At 72.0% G+C, this 19,343-nt stretch carries 18 protein-coding genes; 8 read left to right on the top strand and 10 right to left on the bottom strand.

The window, feature by feature from the left end:
- Positions 1–35 precede the first annotated feature (35 nt).
- Positions 36–521: a MarR family winged helix-turn-helix transcriptional regulator gene (locus IE252_RS01605; RefSeq protein ID WP_190087384.1), complete on the bottom strand. Its 486-nt coding sequence runs from the start codon at positions 519–521 to the stop codon at positions 36–38.
- A 116-nt stretch (positions 522–637) separates the two neighbouring features.
- On the opposite strand from IE252_RS01605, the gene IE252_RS01600 reads away from it, so the two are divergent.
- On the top strand, positions 638–1,048 hold the full coding sequence (locus IE252_RS01600) for an organic hydroperoxide resistance protein (protein WP_190087383.1): 411 nt from the start codon (positions 638–640) through the stop codon (positions 1,046–1,048).
- Between the two features lie 69 nt (positions 1,049–1,117).
- On the opposite strand, the gene IE252_RS01595 is transcribed toward IE252_RS01600, so the two are convergent.
- Entirely contained in the window at positions 1,118–1,537 is a 420-nt protein-coding gene (locus tag IE252_RS01595) for a nuclear transport factor 2 family protein (RefSeq protein ID WP_229847951.1), read from the bottom strand.
- 339 nt (positions 1,538–1,876) lie between these two features.
- Here IE252_RS01595 and IE252_RS01590 point away from each other — a divergent pair, with 339 nt between their 5' ends.
- The gene (locus IE252_RS01590) at positions 1,877–3,511 is read left to right on the top strand and encodes a M4 family metallopeptidase (RefSeq protein WP_190087381.1); all 1,635 of its coding nucleotides are present in this window, start codon (positions 1,877–1,879) and stop codon (positions 3,509–3,511) included.
- 67 nt (positions 3,512–3,578) lie between these two features.
- On the opposite strand, the gene IE252_RS01585 is transcribed toward IE252_RS01590, so the two are convergent.
- A complete protein-coding gene (locus IE252_RS01585; RefSeq protein ID WP_190087380.1) occupies positions 3,579–3,764 on the bottom strand; it encodes a hypothetical protein in 186 nt (61 codons plus the stop codon).
- A gap of 128 nt (positions 3,765–3,892) precedes the next feature.
- On the opposite strand from IE252_RS01585, the gene IE252_RS01580 reads away from it, so the two are divergent.
- Both IE252_RS01580 and IE252_RS01575 read left to right on the top strand, forming a co-directional pair.
- Positions 3,893–4,267 carry a hypothetical protein gene (locus IE252_RS01580; RefSeq protein WP_190087379.1) on the top strand — a complete coding sequence of 125 codons (375 nt, stop codon included), beginning with the start codon at positions 3,893–3,895 and terminating at the stop codon, positions 4,265–4,267.
- Between the two features lie 415 nt (positions 4,268–4,682).
- Positions 4,683–5,693 carry an isopenicillin N synthase family dioxygenase gene (locus IE252_RS01575; protein WP_190087378.1) on the top strand — a complete coding sequence of 337 codons (1,011 nt, stop codon included), beginning with the start codon at positions 4,683–4,685 and terminating at the stop codon, positions 5,691–5,693.
- A gap of 267 nt (positions 5,694–5,960) precedes the next feature.
- Here IE252_RS01575 and IE252_RS01570 read toward each other — a convergent pair whose 3' ends face one another.
- Complete coding sequence (locus IE252_RS01570; protein WP_229847831.1) at positions 5,961–6,467, bottom strand: MarR family winged helix-turn-helix transcriptional regulator; 507 nt, start codon at positions 6,465–6,467, stop codon at positions 5,961–5,963.
- A gap of 115 nt (positions 6,468–6,582) precedes the next feature.
- Here IE252_RS01570 and IE252_RS01565 point away from each other — a divergent pair, with 115 nt between their 5' ends.
- Both IE252_RS01565 and IE252_RS01560 read left to right on the top strand, forming a co-directional pair.
- Positions 6,583–7,521: a serine/threonine-protein kinase gene (locus IE252_RS01565; protein WP_190087377.1), complete on the top strand. Its 939-nt coding sequence runs from the start codon at positions 6,583–6,585 to the stop codon at positions 7,519–7,521.
- Between the two features lie 87 nt (positions 7,522–7,608).
- Positions 7,609–8,262 (top strand): L,D-transpeptidase family protein, encoded by a 654-nt coding sequence (locus tag IE252_RS01560; RefSeq protein WP_190087376.1) that lies wholly within the window; start codon positions 7,609–7,611, stop codon positions 8,260–8,262.
- Between the two features lie 55 nt (positions 8,263–8,317).
- Here the strand turns inward: IE252_RS01560 and IE252_RS01555 are convergent, their stop codons facing one another.
- The 6 genes from IE252_RS01555 to IE252_RS01530 form a co-directional block, all read right to left on the bottom strand.
- A complete protein-coding gene (locus IE252_RS01555) occupies positions 8,318–8,998 on the bottom strand; it encodes a hypothetical protein (protein ID WP_190087375.1) in 681 nt (226 codons plus the stop codon).
- A gap of 147 nt (positions 8,999–9,145) precedes the next feature.
- On the bottom strand, positions 9,146–9,535 hold the full coding sequence (gene rbsD, locus IE252_RS01550; protein ID WP_190087374.1) for a D-ribose pyranase: 390 nt from the start codon (positions 9,533–9,535) through the stop codon (positions 9,146–9,148).
- Positions 9,532–10,437: a ribokinase gene (locus IE252_RS01545; RefSeq protein WP_190087373.1), complete on the bottom strand. Its 906-nt coding sequence runs from the start codon at positions 10,435–10,437 to the stop codon at positions 9,532–9,534. The genes rbsD and IE252_RS01545 overlap by 4 nt, the downstream gene beginning before the upstream one ends.
- Before the next feature lie 55 nt (positions 10,438–10,492).
- On the bottom strand, positions 10,493–12,442 hold the full coding sequence (locus IE252_RS01540) for an ABC transporter permease/substrate-binding protein (RefSeq protein ID WP_190087372.1): 1,950 nt from the start codon (positions 12,440–12,442) through the stop codon (positions 10,493–10,495).
- Positions 12,432–13,970 carry a sugar ABC transporter ATP-binding protein gene (locus IE252_RS01535; RefSeq protein ID WP_190087371.1) on the bottom strand — a complete coding sequence of 513 codons (1,539 nt, stop codon included), beginning with the start codon at positions 13,968–13,970 and terminating at the stop codon, positions 12,432–12,434. The genes IE252_RS01540 and IE252_RS01535 overlap by 11 nt, the downstream gene beginning before the upstream one ends.
- On the bottom strand, positions 13,967–14,983 hold the full coding sequence (locus IE252_RS01530; protein ID WP_190087370.1) for a LacI family DNA-binding transcriptional regulator: 1,017 nt from the start codon (positions 14,981–14,983) through the stop codon (positions 13,967–13,969). The genes IE252_RS01535 and IE252_RS01530 overlap by 4 nt, the downstream gene beginning before the upstream one ends.
- A 360-nt stretch (positions 14,984–15,343) precedes the next feature.
- Here IE252_RS01530 and IE252_RS01525 point away from each other — a divergent pair, with 360 nt between their 5' ends.
- Both IE252_RS01525 and IE252_RS01520 read left to right on the top strand, forming a co-directional pair.
- Positions 15,344–17,542 carry a WD40/YVTN/BNR-like repeat-containing protein gene (locus tag IE252_RS01525; RefSeq protein ID WP_190087369.1) on the top strand — a complete coding sequence of 733 codons (2,199 nt, stop codon included), beginning with the start codon at positions 15,344–15,346 and terminating at the stop codon, positions 17,540–17,542.
- Between the two features lie 303 nt (positions 17,543–17,845).
- Entirely contained in the window at positions 17,846–19,249 is a 1,404-nt protein-coding gene (locus IE252_RS01520) for a hydrolase (RefSeq protein WP_373298499.1), read from the top strand.
- Positions 19,250–19,343: the final 94 nt, after the last annotated feature.

The raw sequence follows: 19,343 nt of genomic DNA, 5'->3' as shown, positions 1-19,343 counted from the left end.
CGGGCCGCGCCCCGCCGGGGCGCGGCCCGGCGCTTTCAGTGCGCCTGGTCCAGGGCGTTCGTGATCCGCCCCAGGAGCTGCTGGAGCGCGAGCACCTCCGGCACCGAGAGCCCCGTGGCCGAAAGGATCTTCAGGGGTACGGGCAGCGCACGGTCCCGCAGGTCGGAGCCTTGCTCGGTGAGCCGCACCACCACCGAGCGCTCGTCCTCGGCGCTGCGCTCGCGAGTCACCAGACCCGCCGTCTCCAGCCGCTTCAGAAGGGGCGAGAGCGTGCCCGAGTCGAGCCGCAGCCGCTCGCCGATCACCTTGACGGGCTGCGGGCCGTGCTCCCACAGCACCAGCATCACCAGGTACTGCGGATAGGTCAGGCCCAGGTCCTTGAGCGCGTCGCGGTAGACGCCGCCGAACGCGCGCGACGCGGCGTGCAGCGAGAAGCAGACCTGGTGGTCCAGGCGGAGCAGATCCACGTCGGACGCCAGGGGCGGGTGCGACGCGGCGGCGGGGGTCGACGAGGAGCTCATGACACCAGGGTAGCTTGTCGCCCGTCATTGAGTTGCGCACAATTTAGTTGTGTGCAACTCTTCAGTGCAGAGGAGAGCGGACGCCGCTCACCACCGGACGGAAGAAGAGGCATCCCATGGACGCGCTGTACACCGCCGCCGCCACCGCCAACGGGCGCGAGGGCCGGGCCGTGAGCTCGGACGGCCGGCTCGACCTCCCGCTGGCCATGCCGGCGGCGCTCGGCGGGAACGGCGAGGGCACCAACCCCGAGCAGCTCTTCGCCGCCGGGTACGCGGCGTGCTTCGCCAGCGCCATGGGTGCGGTCGGCCGTCAGATGAAGGTCGACACCAAGGACGTCTCGGTCACCGCCGAGGTCTCCATAGGCAAGGACGACACCGGCTTCGGCCTCGCGGTCGTCATGCGCGTCGAGCTGCCGGACGAGCTCGCGGGCGAGACCGGCCGCCAGCTGGTGGAGGCGACCCACGCCTACTGCCCGTACTCCAAGGCGACGCGCGGCAACATCGAGGTCGAGCTCGTCGTCGAGTAGCGGCTCCCGCGACACAAAGGCCCGGGCCCACGAGGAACACCTCGTGGGCCCGGGCTCTTTCGTGCACGCTCAGCCCGCGGCGGCCTCCGCGCGGATGCGGTCGAACTGGGCCCCCATGGCCTGGGACAGCGCGTTCGCGCCGGACAGCGGGCGCACCATCACCGTGAGGTCGTCGATGAGCCCGTCCTCGTCGAAGTGGAGGAAGTCGCAGCCGTTGACCTCCAGCCCGTCGACCTTGGCCGTGAAGACCAGTGCCTGGTCCCGGCCGTCGGTGCCGACGATCTCCCGCACATAGCGGAAGTCGGTGAAGACCCGGCTCACACCCCGCAGGATCGCCGCCGTGATCGCCCTGCCCGGGTACGGCTTGAACGCCACCGGGCTGGTGAACACCACGTTCTCCGCGAGCAGTTCCTCGATCGCGGCGTGGTCGCCGGACTCCACGGCCTTGCGGAAGGCGCTCGTCGCCATCAGCCACCTCTTCCCTTGCATACTCAATTTTTTGAGTATGTGCAGAAGACAGTAGCCACGTACGCCGCCGCACGTCCAGACCCCTCCCCCACGGCCGCACCCGCCTTCACATCGAAGGTCACTTTCCAGCCACCACGGAAAGTCACAGCTGGTTCACAGCTTGACCCACGACGACCAGGCACTCCTGAAATCCCTTGGCCGGAAAGCAACTTCCCCTTCCACCCCGGCTCACCGCCCCGCAGTTGCTTTCCGGTCATTCCGGCGACACCTTCATGACATGTACGCGCCTTGCCTGCAACGCTGTGGTCGCACGTGGCACCCGCACCCCCCACACCTCCCCCCTCAGAAAGGGACGCTCGCGTGACCTCTCGTATATCGCGTTCTACGCGCGTCGCCGGCTCCGTCGCCGCCGCCGCGCTGCTCGCCGCAGGCCTCACCGGCCTGTCCTCCGGATCCGCCGGCGCCTCCCCCACGGCCGACGGCTCTTCCGCGCAGCCGCTCCGCCTCTCCGCCTCCCAGCGGGCCGAGCTGATCCGCGAGGCGAACGCCACCACCGCCAGGACCGCCGGTGAACTGGGCCTCGGCGCCCAGGAGAAGCTGGTCGTCCGCGATGTGATCAAGGACGCCGACGGCGCCGTCCACACCCGTTACGAGCGCACCTACGCCGGACTGCCCGTCCTCGGCGGCGACCTCGTCGTCCACGAGACCAAGGCGGGCAAGCCGGCGGGCGTGACCCGGGCGACCAGAGCCGCCATCAAGGTCGCCTCCACCACCCCCGCGCTCGGCGCGGCCACCGTCCAGCAGAGGGCGCTCACCGCCGCCAAGGGCGCCGGCGCCCAGAAGGCCACCGCCGACCAGGCGCCGCGCAAGGTGATCTGGGCGGCGAGCGGCACCCCGGTGCTCGCCTACGAGACGGTCGTCGGCGGCTTCCAGGACGACGGCACCCCGAGCCAGCTGCACGTCGTCACGGACGCCACCACCGGCAAGAAGCTCTCCGAGTGGCAGGCCGTCAAGACCGGTACGGGCAACAGCGAGTACAGCGGCAAGGTGACCCTGGGCACCACGCTCTCCGGGTCGACCTACCAGCTCAGCGACTCCGCCCGGGGCGCCCACAAGACGTACAACCTCGCCCACAAGACCTCGGGCAAGGGCACGCTCCTGACCGACGCGGACGACGTGTGGGGCAACGGGCTGGCCTCCAACACCCAGACCGCGGCCGTCGACGCGCACTACGGCGCGGCGGTCACCTGGGACTTCTACAAGAACGTGCTGGGCCGCAACGGCATCAAGAACGACGGCGTGGCGTCCTACAGCCGGGTGCACTACGGCAACAGCTACGTCAACGCGTTCTGGGACGACAGCTGCTTCTGCATGACGTACGGCGACGGGTCCGGCAACGCCGCCCCGCTGACCTCGCTGGACGTGGCCGGGCACGAGATGTCGCACGGTCTGACGGCGGCCACCGCCAACCTGAACTACAGCGGTGAGTCCGGCGGCCTCAACGAGGCGACCTCGGACATCTTCGGCACCTCGGTGGAGTTCTACGCGAACAACTCCACCGACGTCGGCGACTACCTCATCGGCGAGAAGATCGACATCAACGGTGACGGCACGCCGCTGCGGTACATGGACAAGCCGAGCAAGGACGGCGGGTCCAAGGACAGCTGGTACTCCGGCCTCGGCAACCTCGACGTGCACTACTCGTCGGGCCCGGCCAACCACTTCTTCTACCTGCTCTCGGAGGGCAGCGGCGCCAAGACCATCAACGGCGTCAGCTACAACTCGCCCACCTCGAACGGCTCCACGGTCACCGGCATCGGCCGGGACAAGGCCGTGCAGATCTGGTACAAGGCGCTCACCACGTACATGACGTCGACGACCAACTACGCGGGCGCCCGCACCGCCACGCTCAACGCGGCGAGCGCGCTCTACGGCGCCAGCAGCGCCGAGTACAAGGCGGTCAACGCGGCCTGGGCCGCGGTCAGCGTGAGCTGATCCGGCTGCGGAACGTGCGAAAGCGGGCGCCCACCCCTTCCGAGGGGTGGGCGCCCGCCTCGCGCTGTCAGAGGCCCGCGCCGCGCAGCGGCGCACCGCCGAGGAAGCTGCCGAGCACCTGGCCCGCGAACGCGAGGCCCGCCTGCTCACGGGGCGTCAGCTCCCGGGGTTCGTCGGAGGCGACGGAGCAGGGGGGTCCCTTGGCTGGTGGGCGGGCCGGCGTGTGCGGCTGATCGCGTACGACTCTCGCCAACCCGGGACGCCGGGCGCGGTAGGCAGGCTGGGGGTTGCCCCGATCGGATCAGCGCGCCCGCCCCCTGGATCCTGTCAACGGCCTTTGACGAAACATCCGGGAAAGGTCCCGGCTGACATGGTGCGGTCATGGTCTTGTTGGGGCATCACACCATCGGCGCGCACCGCACCCCCCGCCGCGCGCGCCTGAAGAGGGTCGGCGCGATCGCCGCCGCCGTCACCCTGCTGCTGACGGCGGCTTCTTACCTCATCTGGGAGTACAACGACCGGCCGCCGTGGGCCGATGACATCGCGTACGAGTCGGGGTTCATCGCGGGCTCCCGCGCGCGCCACTACGACCGCACCGGCGCCGAGGCCCGCATGCTGCTCAAGGGCGGCTGCGAGCGGTGGCGGTCGGCCGGGCGCGGCGGGGTGAAGGCGGGCTACAACCCCGCGCTGTGGGTGGAGGGCTGCCGCGACGGTGCGGCGGGACGCCAGGCGCGGAAGCAGGGGATGGTCCACTAGCCGGGGTCACTGGTCGGGCAACCCCGCGTCCGGGGCGTCCGGGTCCGTTCCCGTGGGAGCGAGGTGGCCGGGGCCTGAACCGGGCGTGAAGCAGGGGTGTGGGGAAGGTCTCGTCCGCGAGCGGGCGCCGTGGGCGTACCCTCAAGGCATGACTCTTCTGGTGATGCGCCGACACGTGGACTACGTGCGCGTCACCAGCATGAGCTGTCGCCCGCAGGACTGACCCTCGCGGCCTTCGCGGCCACGGCCCCGGCCCGGCTTTCCGCCCGCCCCGGCCCTTCGCCCTTCTGCCAACGGTCCTGTCGCGGTCCCTCCGGTTCCGGCGCACCCATACGCCGATCCGTCCCGGGCCTCCCTCCCGCCAACCCCGGGAACAGGACCTCCGTACATCCCGGAACGGAAACGGAACCCGCTCATGTCCAGCACCACCCTGCTTCCCACCTCACTCCCCGTGGTCGCCCTCTCGCAGGCCGACGACCCGGCCACGCGTGACGCCTTCCGCGAGGGGCTGCACCGAGCGGCTCGCGACACCGGGTTCTTCCACCTCACCGGACATGGCATCGACGACGCCGAGGTCGCCCGAATATTGCGGCTGACCAGGGAGTTCTTCGCGCTGCCGGAGGCCGACCGGCTCGCCCTGAGCAATCTGCGCTCGCCGCACTTCCGGGGCTACACCCGCATCGGCCACGAGCTGACGGGCGGGCGTTCGGACTGGCGCGACCAGCTGGACGTCGGGGCCGAGCGGCCCGCGCCCGAGGTGGGGCCCGACGACCCGGCGTACCGCTGGCTGGAGGGGCCGAACCAGTGGCCCGACGCGCTGCCCGAGCTGCGCACCGTCGTCCTCGACTGGCAGGACCGGCTCGCAGCCGTGGCGCACCGGCTGCTCCAGGAGCTGCTGGCTTCGATCGGCGCCCCGGCCGACTTCTTCGACGCCGCCTTCGCCGAGCGCCCGCATCTGCACACCAAGCTGATCCGCTACCCCGGAAGCGCGCCGGAGGGCGACGGCCAGGGCGTCGGCGCCCACAAGGACTACGGCTTCCTCACGCTGCTGCTCCAGGACTCGGTGGGCGGGCTCCAAGTCCGGCTCGGGGACGGCTTCGTGGACGTACCGCCGCTGCCCGGCGCCTTCGTCGTCAACCTCGGCGAGCTCCTGGAGATCGCGACCGAGGGCTACCTCTCCGCGACCGACCACCGGGTGGTCTCGCCGCCCGGAGCGGTGGAGCGGTACTCGGTGCCGTTCTTCTACAACCCGCGCCTGGACGCCCGTGTCGACACGGTCCCCGGCGACTATCTGGCGCACGCGCCGGGCGTGGCGCACAGCACGGACAACCCGCTGCACGCCGAGTACGGCCGCAACGAGCTGAAGGGGTGGCTGCGCGCCCACCCGCAGGTGGCCCGGCTGCACCACCCGGATCTGGTGGGCTGAGAGCGGGGCCCGTGCGCGGGCGTGTTTTCGGGGCGCCGTCCTCCCGCGTTCGGCGGCGCCCCGGAGAGAGCGGGGCCGTCTGCTCGGGGATAGACGGCCCGGCTCCGATTCCAGCTTGCGCCGTACTTCCGCGAAATGCACGGGGTGTGCGACCACTTAAAGTGGCCAATCCGGCTGCGCCAGGGCCGCCCTGTGGACGGCGGGACGGGTGATACCCACGTGGTCACACAGGGTGACCGACCGATCCGGTCAGAGTGACCGGGCGTGTCAAGCCGCCCCGGGCCCGGACTCGACGCCCACGACCAGCTTGCGCAGCAGACCGGCGAGGGCGTGCCGCTCGTCGTCGTCGAGCACCGACAGCAGGGCGTCCTCGCCCCGGCCCTCGGAGTCGAGATGCCCCCGCAGCGCCGCGTGCCCGGCCTCGGTCAGCTGTACGTGGACGCGGCGGCGGTCGGTCGCGTCGGTCGTCCGGGTGAGCAGCCCGGCCTGCTCCAGCGGCCCGAGCCGGGCCGACAGCGCGCCCCGGGTGAGGCCGAGCAGATCGGCGAGCCGGGACGGGCTCGTGGTGTAGGGCGGGCCCTGGCGGCGGAGCATCAGGAGCATCTTGAACTCCCCGTGCCTGAGCCCGTCGGAGTCCAGGGCCTCCCGGCGGGTCTGGGCGAGGTACCGCCCCAGGATCGCCAGGCGCATCACGATCGCCTCCTTCACCGGGTCGTACGGATCCAACTCCCGCGCCCAGCGCGCCACCTGCCGATCGGCCGAGTCTTCCGGCACGGCAACCCCCTCTTCACGTCTCGATGCCCTACGGCTTCACGGCTTACGGCTTTACCGCGTTACGCCCAAGGTAGTTTTCTTGTGGATAGTTTTTTCGATAACTACCTTCCTCGCCATGACGAACACCGAGATGGGCAAGAGGAGTCGGGTCCCGGTCGACGACGTGATCGCGGCCGCGCTGGAGCTGGCCCGGGGCGGGCGGTGGCGCCGGGCGGCGGCTCTCCTCGACGCGACGGAGCCGGGGGACGAGGGGAGCCGGGCGCGGATCGCCCTGGCGGCGGTCGAAGTCGCCCTGGAGAGCGACTGGTTCGGCGGGACCGACCTGACGGCGAAGCGGCTGGCCGTCGCCGAGGAGGGCGCCGCCGACCTCGACTCCGACGACCGCTGGGACCTGGCGTTCCTGGGGCTGCGGCACGACTACGCGGGCCAGATCTTCGTCGGCGGGAGCTTCCGGCTCGGCCCGGAGGGCAAGGACGCGCGGGCGCTCGCCGAAGTCCGGCGCCGGGCCGTATCGCTGCGCGAGCGGGCGCCGGACGCCGTACGGGCGGGCTGGGCGGAGATGTACCTCGGCCTGATAGCGGACAACCTGTTCGCCGAGCGCGACTCCGCGCCCGCCCATTACGCGGCCGCCCTGCGCGCCGCCGGACACGGCGACGACCGGCTCGCCCGGGAGGCCCTGCGCCACCTCGGCGACCACGACCACGACGCCGGTGACCCCGTGCGGGCGCGCGAACGCTGGGAGCGGGCCACCGAGTTGGGGGCGCGGGCCGGGCTGGTCCCGGGCACGCTCTCGCAGCAGATGCTGCTCGCGGTCCTCGCCCGTACCACCGGCGACGCGGCGGCCGCCGAGGCGCTGGCCCGCGAGGTGGCGCGCTGGGCGGGAGCGCTGGGCGCCGTCCACATCGAGGCACAGGCCAGGGCGTTCCTGTCCGGCGCGGACCGCACGGCGCCGCCCGCCGGGCACGAGCCGGCTACCGCGAGCGACCTACCGCCCGGGTATGAGCCGCCCTCCGGAGCTGCCGCCGAAGTTGATATGGGTTCAAACCCACGGTGAATGCCGAGCGGTAGCCGTGGTTCCTATGGTGTTCCGCACACCGAGGACATGAGTCCTCCGGGGACCACTCAGGAAAGGAACGATTCCATGACCACGGTACGGGGGAAGTCGAAGTTCGCGTACGGCGCCGTCGTCGCGATGGCCGTCACCGGGATCGGCGTCCTGCCGGCGCACGCCGCGCCGACGCCCGCCAAGGCCCCGCAGCAGCAGTCGGCCGTGTCGGCCGCCGGCGCGACCACCAAGGCCGCCGCGTCCCGCAGCTACACGTACCTCTCCTTCAAGATCAACCGCAAGGACACCTCCAACTCCCGGCTGAGCCTGGTGTACGTCCAGGTGATCAACCCGGACAAGGTCCGCACGTACACGGTGAAGACCTGGCGCGCCGGGTCGGGGACGGGCAGCACGAACTCGTGCCTCAAGAACCGGGGCGTGCTGCCGAGCGGTGACTACAAGATCCGCTCGTTCGAGGCGCACAAGGACGGCGGCCCGCACGGCATCCACGGCCTCGCCTGGTACATCGGCGAGCACCGGTGCAAGCCGGGTGGCACGAACCGCGACGCGCTCTTCGTCCACAGCGAGATGCTCCCGAACGGCAAGCAGGGCAGCAGCGAGCCCTACCGCTGGGACGGCAACAGCGACTACAAGTCGAACGGCTGCATAAAGCTCAAGCCGTCCGACGCCCGTGACCTGGCGGGCTACCGGTCCAACTACCCGCACCCCGGGAAGCTGTACGTGTCGTAACCGGCACACGCCGGGGCCCTCGCCGACCGTTGTCGGCGAGGGCCCCGGCCGCGCGCTATCCGCCGACGAACTCCTCGGCCCCGTACCGCACCTTCGCCTTGTTCCAGTCCACGCCCAGCTCGCCCACGAACTTCTTGGCGAGGGGGAGGTCGGCGAGGGGGGCGATCAGGATGAGGCGGCCGTCGCGGGCGGTGACCGAGCCGCCGCCGAGCTCGTCGCGGGCCTCGGGGTCCGCCAGGAGGGCGTCGTGCAGTTCGCGCGAGGTCACCCCGGTCGCCTCGATGTCGACCGCGTTGGTCTCGGGCGAGGTACGCGGGAGGTGGCGGAACGTCAGGACGGACTCCTGCTTGTACTGCTTGCGGATGACGTCCGCGATGTGGTGCAGCCCGGCCGCGCTGACATGGTTGACGTCGAACTCGCGCGAGCGCTCGTACGTCGCCTTCTTGAGGTCGGACGACCAGAAAACGCCGTCCAGGAGCGTCGAGTCACCGGCCTTCGCGCCATGGGTGCGGATGATGTTCCGGACCTCGTGGTCGAAGCGGACCAGACGCGTCTTGAGGCGGGGGTCGGCGGGGTCGGTGATGGTGGCCGTGTTGTTGGTGGCGAAGAGCTCGGCCGTCGCCGTGGTGTGGCCCGATCCGGCCGAGGACGGGGCTGACGCCGCCGCCGTGCCCGCGCCGGTCGCGCCGAGGGTCAGCGCGCCGACCGCCGCAAGGGTGCCCAACCGTCGATTCATTCCCGCAACTCCCTGGCCCGAGGCCCCCGTGGGCCGTGTCGTGCTGCGTCGGTCGACGCACGGGGATCACGGTAAGGGGCGCGAGGGGGCGCCCTCCGGGATATGTACGTGTATGGCCGATAACCGATGCCGGCCGGGCCGGTCGGCTCAGAAGAACACTCCGCACCTCAGCAGTACGTTCGCGTACGGCCGCGCCTCCCCCGTCCGCACCACCAGCCGGGCCCCCGCCGACCGCGCCTTCAGCTCGTCGTGCGCGACCAGTTCCAGGCGGGGGAAGTGTGCGGCCAGCAGGTCCGCGGTCGGCGGGTTCGCCTCGTGCACCTCGCGCGCGGCGGTCGCGCCCTCCACCACCAGCTCGGCGAGGAGCCCGTCCAGGACCTCGGCGAACGACGGCACCCCGGCCCGGAAGGCCAGGTCGACCACGCGCGGGCCGGGCGGGATGGGCATGCCCGCGTCGCACACCAGGACCCCGTCGCCGTGCCCCAACTCGGCCAGCGCGCCCGACAGATGGCGGTTGAGGATGCCGGTCTTCTTCACCGGACCAGGACCTCCTCGGCGGTGGGGAAGGACTCCTGCGCCCCCTGGCGGGTGACGGCGGCCGCGCCGACCCGCGCGGCGAAGGCGGCGGCCTCCGCCAGGGTCTCGCCCCGGCTCAGCCGCCAGGCCAGGGCGGCCGTGAAGGCGTCGCCCGCGCCGGTGGTGTCCACCGCGTCCACCCGCGGGCTCTCCACGCGGACGAACGAGCTCGTGCTTCCGGCCGCGACCAGGGCGCCCGCCGCACCCAGGGTGATCACCACCGAGCGCGGGCCGCGCAGGAGCAGCGCCCGCGCCCAGTCCTCGGGGTCGGGGCCCGCCGAGGCGCCCAGCAGGAAGCGGGCCTCGTGCTCGTTGACGATGAGCGGGTCGCAGGCGGCGAGGACCTCGGCGGGCAGCGGCCCGGGCGGCGAGGGGTTGAGGACGAACCGGCTGTCGAACGCGAGGCTGCGGACCGTCTCGACCACCGTCTCCAGCGGGATCTCCAGCTGCGCGGAGACCACCCGGGAGGCCTGGAAGAGGCTGGCGGCGGCGCGTACGTCCTGGGGGGTGAGGCGGGCGTTGGCGCCGGGCGAGACCACGATGCTGTTGTCGCCCGACGGGTCCACGGTGATCAGCGCGACCCCGGTGGGCGCCCCGCCGACCAACATGCCGACGGTGTCGACGCCCGCCGCCCGCTGGGAGTCGAGCAGCAGCCGCCCGTGCCCGTCGTCGCCCACGCGCGCGAGGAGCGCGGCGCGCGCCCCGAGCCGGGCGGCGGCCACGGCCTGGTTGGCGCCCTTGCCGCCCGGGTGGACCGCCAGGTCCGAGCCGAGGACCGTCTCGCCGGGACCGGGCCGCCGGTCGACGCCGATGACGAGGTCGGCGTTGGCGGACCCGACGACCAGGAGGTCGTAGTCGTACATCCCTGTCCTGCTTTCGCTGAGGGGCGGGTGGGGCTGGGTGGCGGGTGGACGTCCGTCAGGAGAAGTCGACGACGTTCTGCCGGGTGACGACCTTGACCGGGACCTTCACGGTGCTCTGGACCGCGTCGCCCTTGGCCGCCAGAACCGCGTTTCGGACGGCGATGCGGCCGAGTTCGGCGGGCTGCTGCGCGACCGACGCGTACAGCGTGCCCGCTGCGACCGCCTTCAGGCCATCGGGCGTTCCGTCGAAGCCGACCACGGCGACGGAGGTGCCCGCCCTGGATCCCAGCGCCTTGACTGCGCCGAGTGCCATCTCGTCGTTCTCGGCGAAGACTCCGGTGACGTCGGCGTGGGACTGGAGCAGGTTCGTCATGACGTCGAGGCCCTTGGTGCGGTCGAAGTCGGCGGGCTGGCGGGCGACGACCGTGATGCCGGGGTACGCCTTGATGCCCTCGGCGAAGCCCTGGCCGCGCTCGCGGCTGGCGGAGGTGCCCGCCGTGCCCTGGAGGACGACGATGCTGCCCTTGCCGCCGAGCTTGTCGGCGAGGGTCTTGGCGGCGAGCCTGCCGCCCGCGACGTTGTCGGAGGCGACGAGGGTGGCGGTCTCGGCCTTGTTGACGCCCCGGTCGGCGGCGACCACCGGGATGTCCGCCTTGTTGGCGCCGCGCACGGACGGCCCGACGGCGTCCGAGTCGACCGGGTTGACGATGATCGACTTCACTCCGGCGCCGGTGAAGTTCTGGATCTGGTTGGCCTGTTGGGAGGCGTCGTTCTGGGCGTCGGTGACCGTGAGGTCGACTCCGGCCGCCTTCGCCTCCGCCCTGGCCCCGGCCGCCATCTGTACGAAGAACGGGTTGTTGAGGGTGGAGAGCGACATGCCCACCTTGGTGGACGCGCCGGAGGAGCCGGTGTTCACGAACGACAGGGCGCCCAGGACCGCCGCGAGGGCCACGGCCGCGACCGCGAGTTTCGCGGCGCCCCGCTTGCCGCCGAAGCCGCCGCCCGCTCCCGTCGCGGCCGGCCCGGGTGCGGCCCCGGCGCGGCGGCGCGCGGTGTCGAGCAGCACCGCGAGCGCGATGACGACGCCGATGACGACCTGCTGCCAGAAGGCGGAGACCGAAAGGAGGTTGAGGCCGTTGCGCAGCACGGCGAGGATCAGCGCGCCGATCAGGGTGCCGGACGCCTTGCCGACGCCACCGGACAGGCTGGCGCCGCCGATGACGACGGCAGCGATCGCGTCGAGCTCGTACCCCTGGGCGGCCTGCGGCTGCGCGGAGACCAGCCGGGAGGCCAGCACGATGCCCGCGACGGCGGCGAAGAGGCCGGAGAGCGCGTAGATCGCGATCTTCTGCCGCTTGACCCGCAGCCCGGAGAGCCGGGCCGCCTCCTCGTTGCCGCCGATCGCGTACATGGAGCGCCCGATGTACGTACGGGACAGGATCAGGGCGGTGAGCAGGCCCATCACCACCATCACGATCACCGGGACCGGCAGGTGGCCGCCGAGGGTGTCGCCCACCTTGGAGACGGACTCGGGCAAGGCGATCGGGCTGCCCTGCGAGATGACCAGGGAGAGGCCGCGGCCGACCGAGAGCATGGCCAGGGTGGCGATGAACGGCGGGAGTTTGCCGTACGAGACGAGGGCGCCGTTGACGACGCCGCAGGCCAGGCCCGTACCGATGGCGAGGACGACCGCGAGCCACACCGGCAGGCCCTGCTTCGTCGCCGTCCAGGCGAGCACGGTCGCGCTGAGCGCGGCGACCGAGCCGACGGAGAGGTCGATGCCGGCCGAGACGATGACGAAGGTGACGCCGAAGGCGAGGATGGCGGTGACGGCGGCCTGGACGCCGACGTTGAGCAGGTTCTGCGTGGTCAGGAAGTCGCCGGAGAGCAGCGACATCGCCACCGCCAGGACCACCAGGGCGCTCAGCGCGCCGTTGTCGAGCAGCAGACGGCGGACCGCCGGGGCGCTCGCGCCCGTGGTGCTCCGGAGCGTGTCAGTGGCCACGGGAGCCCTCCTCTTCGTGCGGTGCCGGGGCGGGCGCGGGGGCGGCGCCGACGGCGAGTTCCATGACCGCTTCCTGGGTCGCTTCGTGTGCCGGGAGTTCGCCGGCGATCCGTCCCTGGGCCATGACCAGGACCCGGTCGCTCATGCCGAGCACCTCGGGCAGATCGCTGGAGATCATCAGGACGGCGTGCCCGGAGGCGGTCAGTTCGTTGATGAGCTGGTAGATCTCGACCTTGGCGCCGACGTCGATGCCACGGGTCGGCTCGTCGAGGATCAGCACCTTCGTCTCGGCCAGGAGCCACTTGCCGATGACGACCTTCTGCTGGTTGCCGCCGGACAGGGTGCGCACCTGCTGGCCGAGCCCGGCCATCCGTACGCCCAACTGCTCGGCGATGCGTGCGGCGTCCGCCCGCTGCCCCTTGCGGTCCACGAGCCCGGCGCGGGTGGCCGAGCGCAGGGTGACCAGACCCAGGTTCTCCTGTACGGAGGCGTCCAGGAGGAGGCCCTGGCCCTTGCGGTCCTCGGGGACGAGGCCGATCCCGGCGCCCATCGCGGCGTTCACGTCGTGCCGGGGCAGGCGTGCGCCCAGCACCTCGACGGTTCCGCTGTCGTAGCGGTCGGCGCCGAAGACCGCGCGGGCGACCTCGGTGCGGCCCGCGCCGACCAGCCCGGCGAGGCCGACGACCTCACCGGCGCGCACCTCGAAGCCGACGTCGTGGAAGACGCCGTCGCGGGTGAGGCCGCGCACCGACAGCAACGGGGCGCCGACGTCCGGGCGTTCGCGCGGATACTGCTGGTCGATGCCGCGCCCCACCATCAGCCGGACGAGTTCGTCCTCCGGGGTGGAGGCCGGTACCTGGCCGACGCTCCTGCCGTCGCGCAGCACGGTGACGCGGTCGCCGAGGGCGGCGATCTCCTCGAGGTGGTGGGTGATGAAGACGACGCCGACCCCGTCCGCCCGCAGCGAGCGGACGATGGTGAAGAGCTTGTCGACCTCCTCGGAGGTGAGGACGGCGGTCGGCTCGTCCATGACGAGCACGCGCGCGTCGACGCTGAGCGCCTTGGCGATCTCGACCATCTGGAGCCGGGCGATGCCCAGTTCACGTACGCGCGCGTGGGGAGCGACGTCGACGCCGACCCGCTCCAGCAGCACGGCGGCGTCCGCCTCCATCCGCCTGCGGTCGATCATCCCGAAGCGGCGCGGCTGACGGCCCAGGAAGATGTTCTCGGCGACCGTGAGGTCGGGGACGAGGTTGAACTCCTGGTAGATGGTGGCGATGCCGAGCCGTTCGGCGTCCTGGGCGCCGTGGACGCGCACTTCGCGCCCGTCGACGAGGATGCGGCCGCTGTCGGGGCGGTGGGCGCCGGAAAGCATCTTGATGAGGGTGCTCTTGCCCGCGCCGTTCTCGCCGAGCAGGACGTGCACCTCGCCCCGGCGCAGCGCGAAGTCGACGCCGTCGAGCGCGACCACGCCGGGGAAGGCCTTGCGGATGCCTTCGACGCGCAGCAGGTCGGGGGAGTCGCTCACGGGTTGCTCCTCCGGGTCGGGGCGTGCTCGCCGCAGGAGCTGCGGACGACCAGGCGCGCGGGCAGGGTGACGGACTGCGGGGGCCGCCCCTCGATCCGGTCGACCAGGGCGCGGACGGCGGCCCGGCCCAGCTCTCCGGTGGGCTGCGCGATCGCGGTGATCGGCGGGTCGGTGTGGACGAACCACGGGATGTCGTCGAACGCGGCGAGCGCGATGTCGTGCGGCACGCGCAGTCCGTGCGCCCGGATCGCGTCGAGCGCGCCGAGCGCCATCAGGTTGTCGGCGGCGAAGACGACTTCGGGCGGCTCGGGGAGCGCCAGGAAGGCCTCGGTGCTGCGGCGGCCGCTGTCGGCCTGGAAGTCGCCGTGGCCGATGTAGGCCTCGGGGAGCGCCAGGCGGTGCTCGCGCAGGGCGTCCCGGAAGGCCTCGACGCGCTCGCTGCCGGTGGTGGTGGCGGCCGGGCCCGCGATGATGGCGAGCCTGCGGTGGCCCAGGCCGTACAGATGGGCGACCAGGTCGCGGATGGCGGCGCGGCCGTCGGCCCGTACGACGGGGACGTCCACACCGGGGATCCAGCGGTCGACGAAGACCATGGGGGTGCCCGCGCGGGCCGCGTCCAGCATCAGCGGGGAGCCGCCGTCGGTGGGCGAGACGAGCAGCCCGTCGATCCGGCGGTCGAGGAGGGTGCGGACGTGGTGGTCCTGGAGTTCGGGCCGCTCGTCGGCGTTGCCGATGATGACGCTGTAGCCGAGCGCGCGGGCCTCCTCCTCGACGGAGCGGGCCAGTTCGGTGAAGTACGGGTTGAGCACGTCGCTGATGACCAGGCCGAGGGTGCGGGTCTGGTCGGTGCGCAGCGACCTGGCCACGGCGTTGGGCCGGTAGCCGAGCGCGTCGACGGCGGCGAGGACGCGGGCGCGCGCCTCGGGGCTGACGGACGGGTGGCTGTTGAGGACGCGGGAGACCGTGGCGACGGAGACACCCGCGCGGGCCGCCACGTCCTTGATGCTCGCCATGCGCCGCACCACCTCCTGGTGAGCCCGTTACGAGCCCCTGGAATCGATTACACGGAGGATTGGAATCGATTACAGGCGCCCGGACAAGCCCCTTCCCACGCTCCGAGATCCGATCGTGATGAACCGCGCTCAGATGAGCGGCGAAGGGGGTGGGGTGCGGCGAGTCGCGGCAAGCAGCTTCCGCTTCGGTCGCCGGACGGCGGATTCACACCCTTCACTCGCCCCAACTACTGGTGCCGCTGCGGCAGTTGATGAACACTCTCCCCCTGTTACGTGCCGGGAAAGCTCTTCCACTCGTCGCGCGCCGGTCGCACCGGCCCGCGTAAGGAGCCGTCCATGCGTACAGGGAGATCGAGAGGGATGCGTACGGCCGCGGTCGTCCTCCTGGCGATCGCGGGGCTGCTGGTCCCGGGAGGCCCGGCCGCCGGTGCCGGGATCCAGGAGGAGGACGACGAGGGCGGTCCGGCCGCCCCCGCCGAATACAGCTATCTGCAGAAGGCGATACCGGGGCAGCCGCTGCCCCGGCACGCCTACGACACCGCCGCCGCACAGGCCGCCGCCCTGCCCGCGACCGGCGGCGCCTGGCAGCCCGTCGGGCCCACCAACATCGGCGGCCGGGTCGTCTCGCTGACGCTCGACCCGCACCACGCCGACACCCTGTACGCGGCCGCCGCCAGCGGCGGGGTGTGGCGCTCGGCCGACGCGGGCCGGACGTTCGCCCCCGCCTGGCCCGAGCGCGGCACACAGGCCATGGGCGCGCTCGCCGCCGCCCCCGACGGCACGCTCTACGCCGGAACCGGCGAGCCCAACCCGGGCGGCGGCAGCGTCACGTACGAAGGCACCGGCGTCTACCGCTCCACCGACCAGGGCCGCAGCTGGCGGTCGGTCGGACTGCGGGACTCGGGGGCCGTCGGCGCGTTCGCCGTGGATCCGCGCAGACCGCGCCGGGTGCTCGCCGCGGCGACCGGCTCGCTCTACAACCCGGGCGGCGACCGGGGCGTGTACCTCTCCGAGAACGCGGGCGGCTCCTGGCGGCGGGTGCTCGACGTACCCAACGCGTTCACCGGAGCCGTCGACGTCCAGCGCGACCCGGTGAACCCCGACCGGGTCTACGCCGTGCTCTGGGACCACCGGCGCGAGCCGGACAAACGCACCTACGGCGGCACCGGCTCCGGCGTCTACCGGTCGGACGACGGCGGCGCCCACTGGCGGCGCCTCGGCGGCGGGCTGCCCACGGCCGACTCGGGGCGCATCGGCCTCGGCATCGCCACCTCCGAGCCCGGTCGCCTCTACGCCATGGTCGGCGCCACCGACGGCACCTTCGGGTCCTTCCTCACCTCGGCCGACGGCGGCGACAGCTGGACGAAGCTGCCGGACAACACAGCTCTCAAGGAGTCCCAGTCCAGCTACTCCTGGTGGTTCGGCAAGGTGTGGGTCGACCCGGCCGACGCCCGGCACGTCCACGTGGCCGGGGTGGACCTGCTCACCACCAAGGACGGCGGGACCACCTGGACGGAGCAGGACGCCGTCCACGCCGACCAGCACGCCATGCTCTGGGACCCGCGCACACCCGGCCGCGTCTACCTGGGCAACGACGGCGGTGTCTACCGCTCCGACGCCCGCGGCGACGGCGGCTGGACCAAGGCCACGTACGAGCCGTGGACCCAGCTCTACACCGTGGCGGCGACCCCGCAGGACACCGACCGGATCTCCGGCGGAGCCCAGGACAACGGCTCCCTGCGGTCCTGGGGCGGCGACCGGTTCAACGAGTACCTCGGCGGAGACGGGCTGCAGAACCTGATCGATCCCACCGACATCAACCGGGTGTACGCCTGCTACCAGTACGGGAACTGCTTCCGCTCCACGGACGGCGGCGCCACGCTCACCGAGTACACCGACTCCACCACCGCCGACCGGCGCAACTGGCTCACCCCCGTCCAGTTCGACCCGGTGAACACGAGCGTCCTGTACTACGGCGGCAACCGCCTCAACCGGTCCACCGACGGCGGCGCCACCTGGCAGCCCATCAGCCCCGACCTCACCGGCGGCCCGGGCCACGACGCGTACCCCTACGGCACGATCACCACGGTCGCGGCCGCGCGTGACGGGCACACCGTGTGGGCGGGCACGGACGACGGGCGGGTGTGGGTGACCCGCGACCTCGGCGCGCACTGGACCCGGGTCCTCGCCGGGCAGCCGTGGGTGACCCGGATCGCGGTGGACCCGGACGACCCGGCGACCGCGTACGTGTCGCTGTCCGGGTACCGGTCGGGCTCCTCGCAGCCGCATCTGCTGCGGACCCGGGACGCGGGCGCGAGTTGGCGTGATCTGTCCGGAAACCTACCCCAGGCTCCGGTGAACGACGTGGTGCTGAGCGGCCGGAACACGCTCTACGCCGCCACCGACCAGGGGGTGTTCGTGAGCGGCCGGGACGGCTGGCGGCGGCTCGGCGGCGGGCTGCCGCTGGTGCCGGTGTCGGACATCACATACGACCAGGTCCACCACCGTCTGGTGGCGGCCACCTTCGGTCGTGGCTTCTACAGTCTCCGTACCGATTAGGAGATTTGACGGGTTGTCAGGCCCTCGTCGGCGCGGCCGGCGGGGGCCTTCGCTTGCCCGGGCGCGGCATGGTCGGCGGTGGCCGGTTCAGATCGGCCCCGCCAGGACACTGCACCGACGCGATCTCGCCATGTACCGTTCAAGTGCGTGTCGTCCGGCAGTACCCCAACTGCCGTTCTACGCGCGCAGACTGGGCGCCCGCACCGCCTCTCCCCCACCCCTCATGGAGGTAGCAGGATGCTCCGACCCCGGAGTTCCCCAAGGTCACGGCAGAGACTCGCGACCGCACTCGCCGTGTTCGGCATGGTCGGCGCCGGTACCGCCGCGCTGGCCGTCACCGCTCCCCCGGCCGCCGCGGCCACCACCCCGCACCGCGTGCTCTTCGACAACTCGAAGGCCGAGACCGCCGGCAACGCCGACTGGATCATCGGTACGAGCCAGCCGGACCCGCTCGGCCAGAAGGCCAACCCCACAGCGGAGAAGGACTGGACCGGTGCGCTGTCGTCCTGGGGCGTCGCGCTCCAGAAGACCGGCGACTACTCGCTCAAGACGCTGCCTTCCGGCAACACGATCACCTACGGCACCTCGTCGGCGCTCGACCTGCAGAACTTCGACACGTTCGTGCTGCCCGAGCCGAACGTGCTGCTCTCGGCGTCCGAGAAGACCGCGGTCATGAAGTTCGTGCAGAACGGCGGAGGTCTCTTCATGATCTCCGACCACACCGGCTCGGACCGCAACAACGACGGCGCCGACGCGGTCAAGGTCCTCAACGACCTGATGACCAACAACAGCGTGGACAGCACCGACCCGTTCGGGTTCTCCATCGACTCGCTCAACATCGGCACCGACAACCCGAGGGCCGTCTCCAGCACCACGGACCCGGTGCTCAACGGCTCCTTCGGCAAGGTCACCGGCAGCATCATCCGCAACGGCACCACGGCCACCCTGAAGCCCGCGGACAACCCGGCGGTCAAGGGTCTGGTGTACCGCACGGGCTCCTCGGGCAACACCGGCGCGTTCTTCGCGACCAGCACCTTCGGCAGCGGCCGGGTGGCGTTCTGGGGCGACAGCTCGCCCATCGACGACGGCACCGGCCAGTCGGGCAACACCCTCTACGACGGCTGGAACGACCCGGCCGGCACGGACGCGGCCCTCGCCCTCAACGGTACGGAGTGGCTCGCGGGCGCCGCGGGCTCGGGCAGCGGTGGCGACGGCGGCGGGACCGGCGGCACCTGCACCGCCGCCCAGCTGCTCGCCGACCCCGGCTTCGAGTCCGGAAGTTCGGCGTGGTCGGGCACCAGCGGTGTGATCACCAACGACTCCGGCGAGGCCGCGCGCACCGGCACGTACAAGGCATGGCTGAACGGCTACGGCTCGGCCCGCACCGACACGCTCTCCCAGTCGGTGACGATCCCGGCGGGCTGCACCAGCACGAAGCTCAGCTTCTACCTGCACGTCGACACGGCCGAGACAACCACGACGACGGCCTACGACACGCTCAAGGCGCAGGTGGTCAACGGCGGCGGGACGGTGCTGTCCACCCTCGCCACGTACTCCAACCTCAACGCCGCCAGTGGCTACACGCAGCGGACCTTCGACCTCGGCGCGTACGCCGGGCAGACGGTCACCGTGAAGTTCACCGGCACCGAGGGCTCCCAGCTCCAGACGTCGTTCGTCATCGACGACACGGCGCTCGACGTGAGCTGACCCCGCGGTCGCGTCACCCGAACCGCCGTCCCCCCTTCGCGGGTGGGCGGCGGTTCGCGCGTGTCCGGACGCCGTCGTCATGGCTCTTGTCTTG

It is taken from the genome of Streptomyces melanogenes, assembly GCF_014649795.1.
Classification (GTDB): domain Bacteria; phylum Actinomycetota; class Actinomycetes; order Streptomycetales; family Streptomycetaceae; genus Streptomyces; species Streptomyces noboritoensis.
The sequence above is the reverse complement of the archived record's forward strand: the minus strand, read 5'-3'. Positions and strand labels throughout refer to the sequence as shown.

Coding starts and splice junctions, on each gene's coding strand:
- IE252_RS01565 (WP_190087377.1), top strand. CDS start 6,583: ATGACGAACACCGAGATGGGCAAGAGGAGTCGGGTCCCGGTCGACGAC.
- IE252_RS01580 (WP_190087379.1), top strand. CDS start 3,893: ATGGTCTTGTTGGGGCATCACACCATCGGCGCGCACCGCACCCCCCGC.
- IE252_RS01530 (WP_190087370.1), bottom strand. CDS start 14,983: ATGGCGAGCATCAAGGACGTGGCGGCCCGCGCGGGTGTCTCCGTCGCC.
- IE252_RS01520 (WP_373298499.1), top strand. CDS start 17,846: ATGGTCGGCGCCGGTACCGCCGCGCTGGCCGTCACCGCTCCCCCGGCC.
- IE252_RS01525 (WP_190087369.1), top strand. CDS start 15,344: ATGCGTACGGCCGCGGTCGTCCTCCTGGCGATCGCGGGGCTGCTGGTC.
- IE252_RS01600 (WP_190087383.1), top strand. CDS start 638: ATGGACGCGCTGTACACCGCCGCCGCCACCGCCAACGGGCGCGAGGGC.
- IE252_RS01555 (WP_190087375.1), bottom strand. CDS start 8,998: ATGAATCGACGGTTGGGCACCCTTGCGGCGGTCGGCGCGCTGACCCTC.
- IE252_RS01545 (WP_190087373.1), bottom strand. CDS start 10,437: ATGTACGACTACGACCTCCTGGTCGTCGGGTCCGCCAACGCCGACCTC.
- IE252_RS01575 (WP_190087378.1), top strand. CDS start 4,683: ATGTCCAGCACCACCCTGCTTCCCACCTCACTCCCCGTGGTCGCCCTC.
- IE252_RS01605 (WP_190087384.1), bottom strand. CDS start 521: ATGAGCTCCTCGTCGACCCCCGCCGCCGCGTCGCACCCGCCCCTGGCG.
- IE252_RS01595 (WP_229847951.1), bottom strand. CDS start 1,537: ATGCAAGGGAAGAGGTGGCTGATGGCGACGAGCGCCTTCCGCAAGGCC.
- IE252_RS01560 (WP_190087376.1), top strand. CDS start 7,609: ATGACCACGGTACGGGGGAAGTCGAAGTTCGCGTACGGCGCCGTCGTC.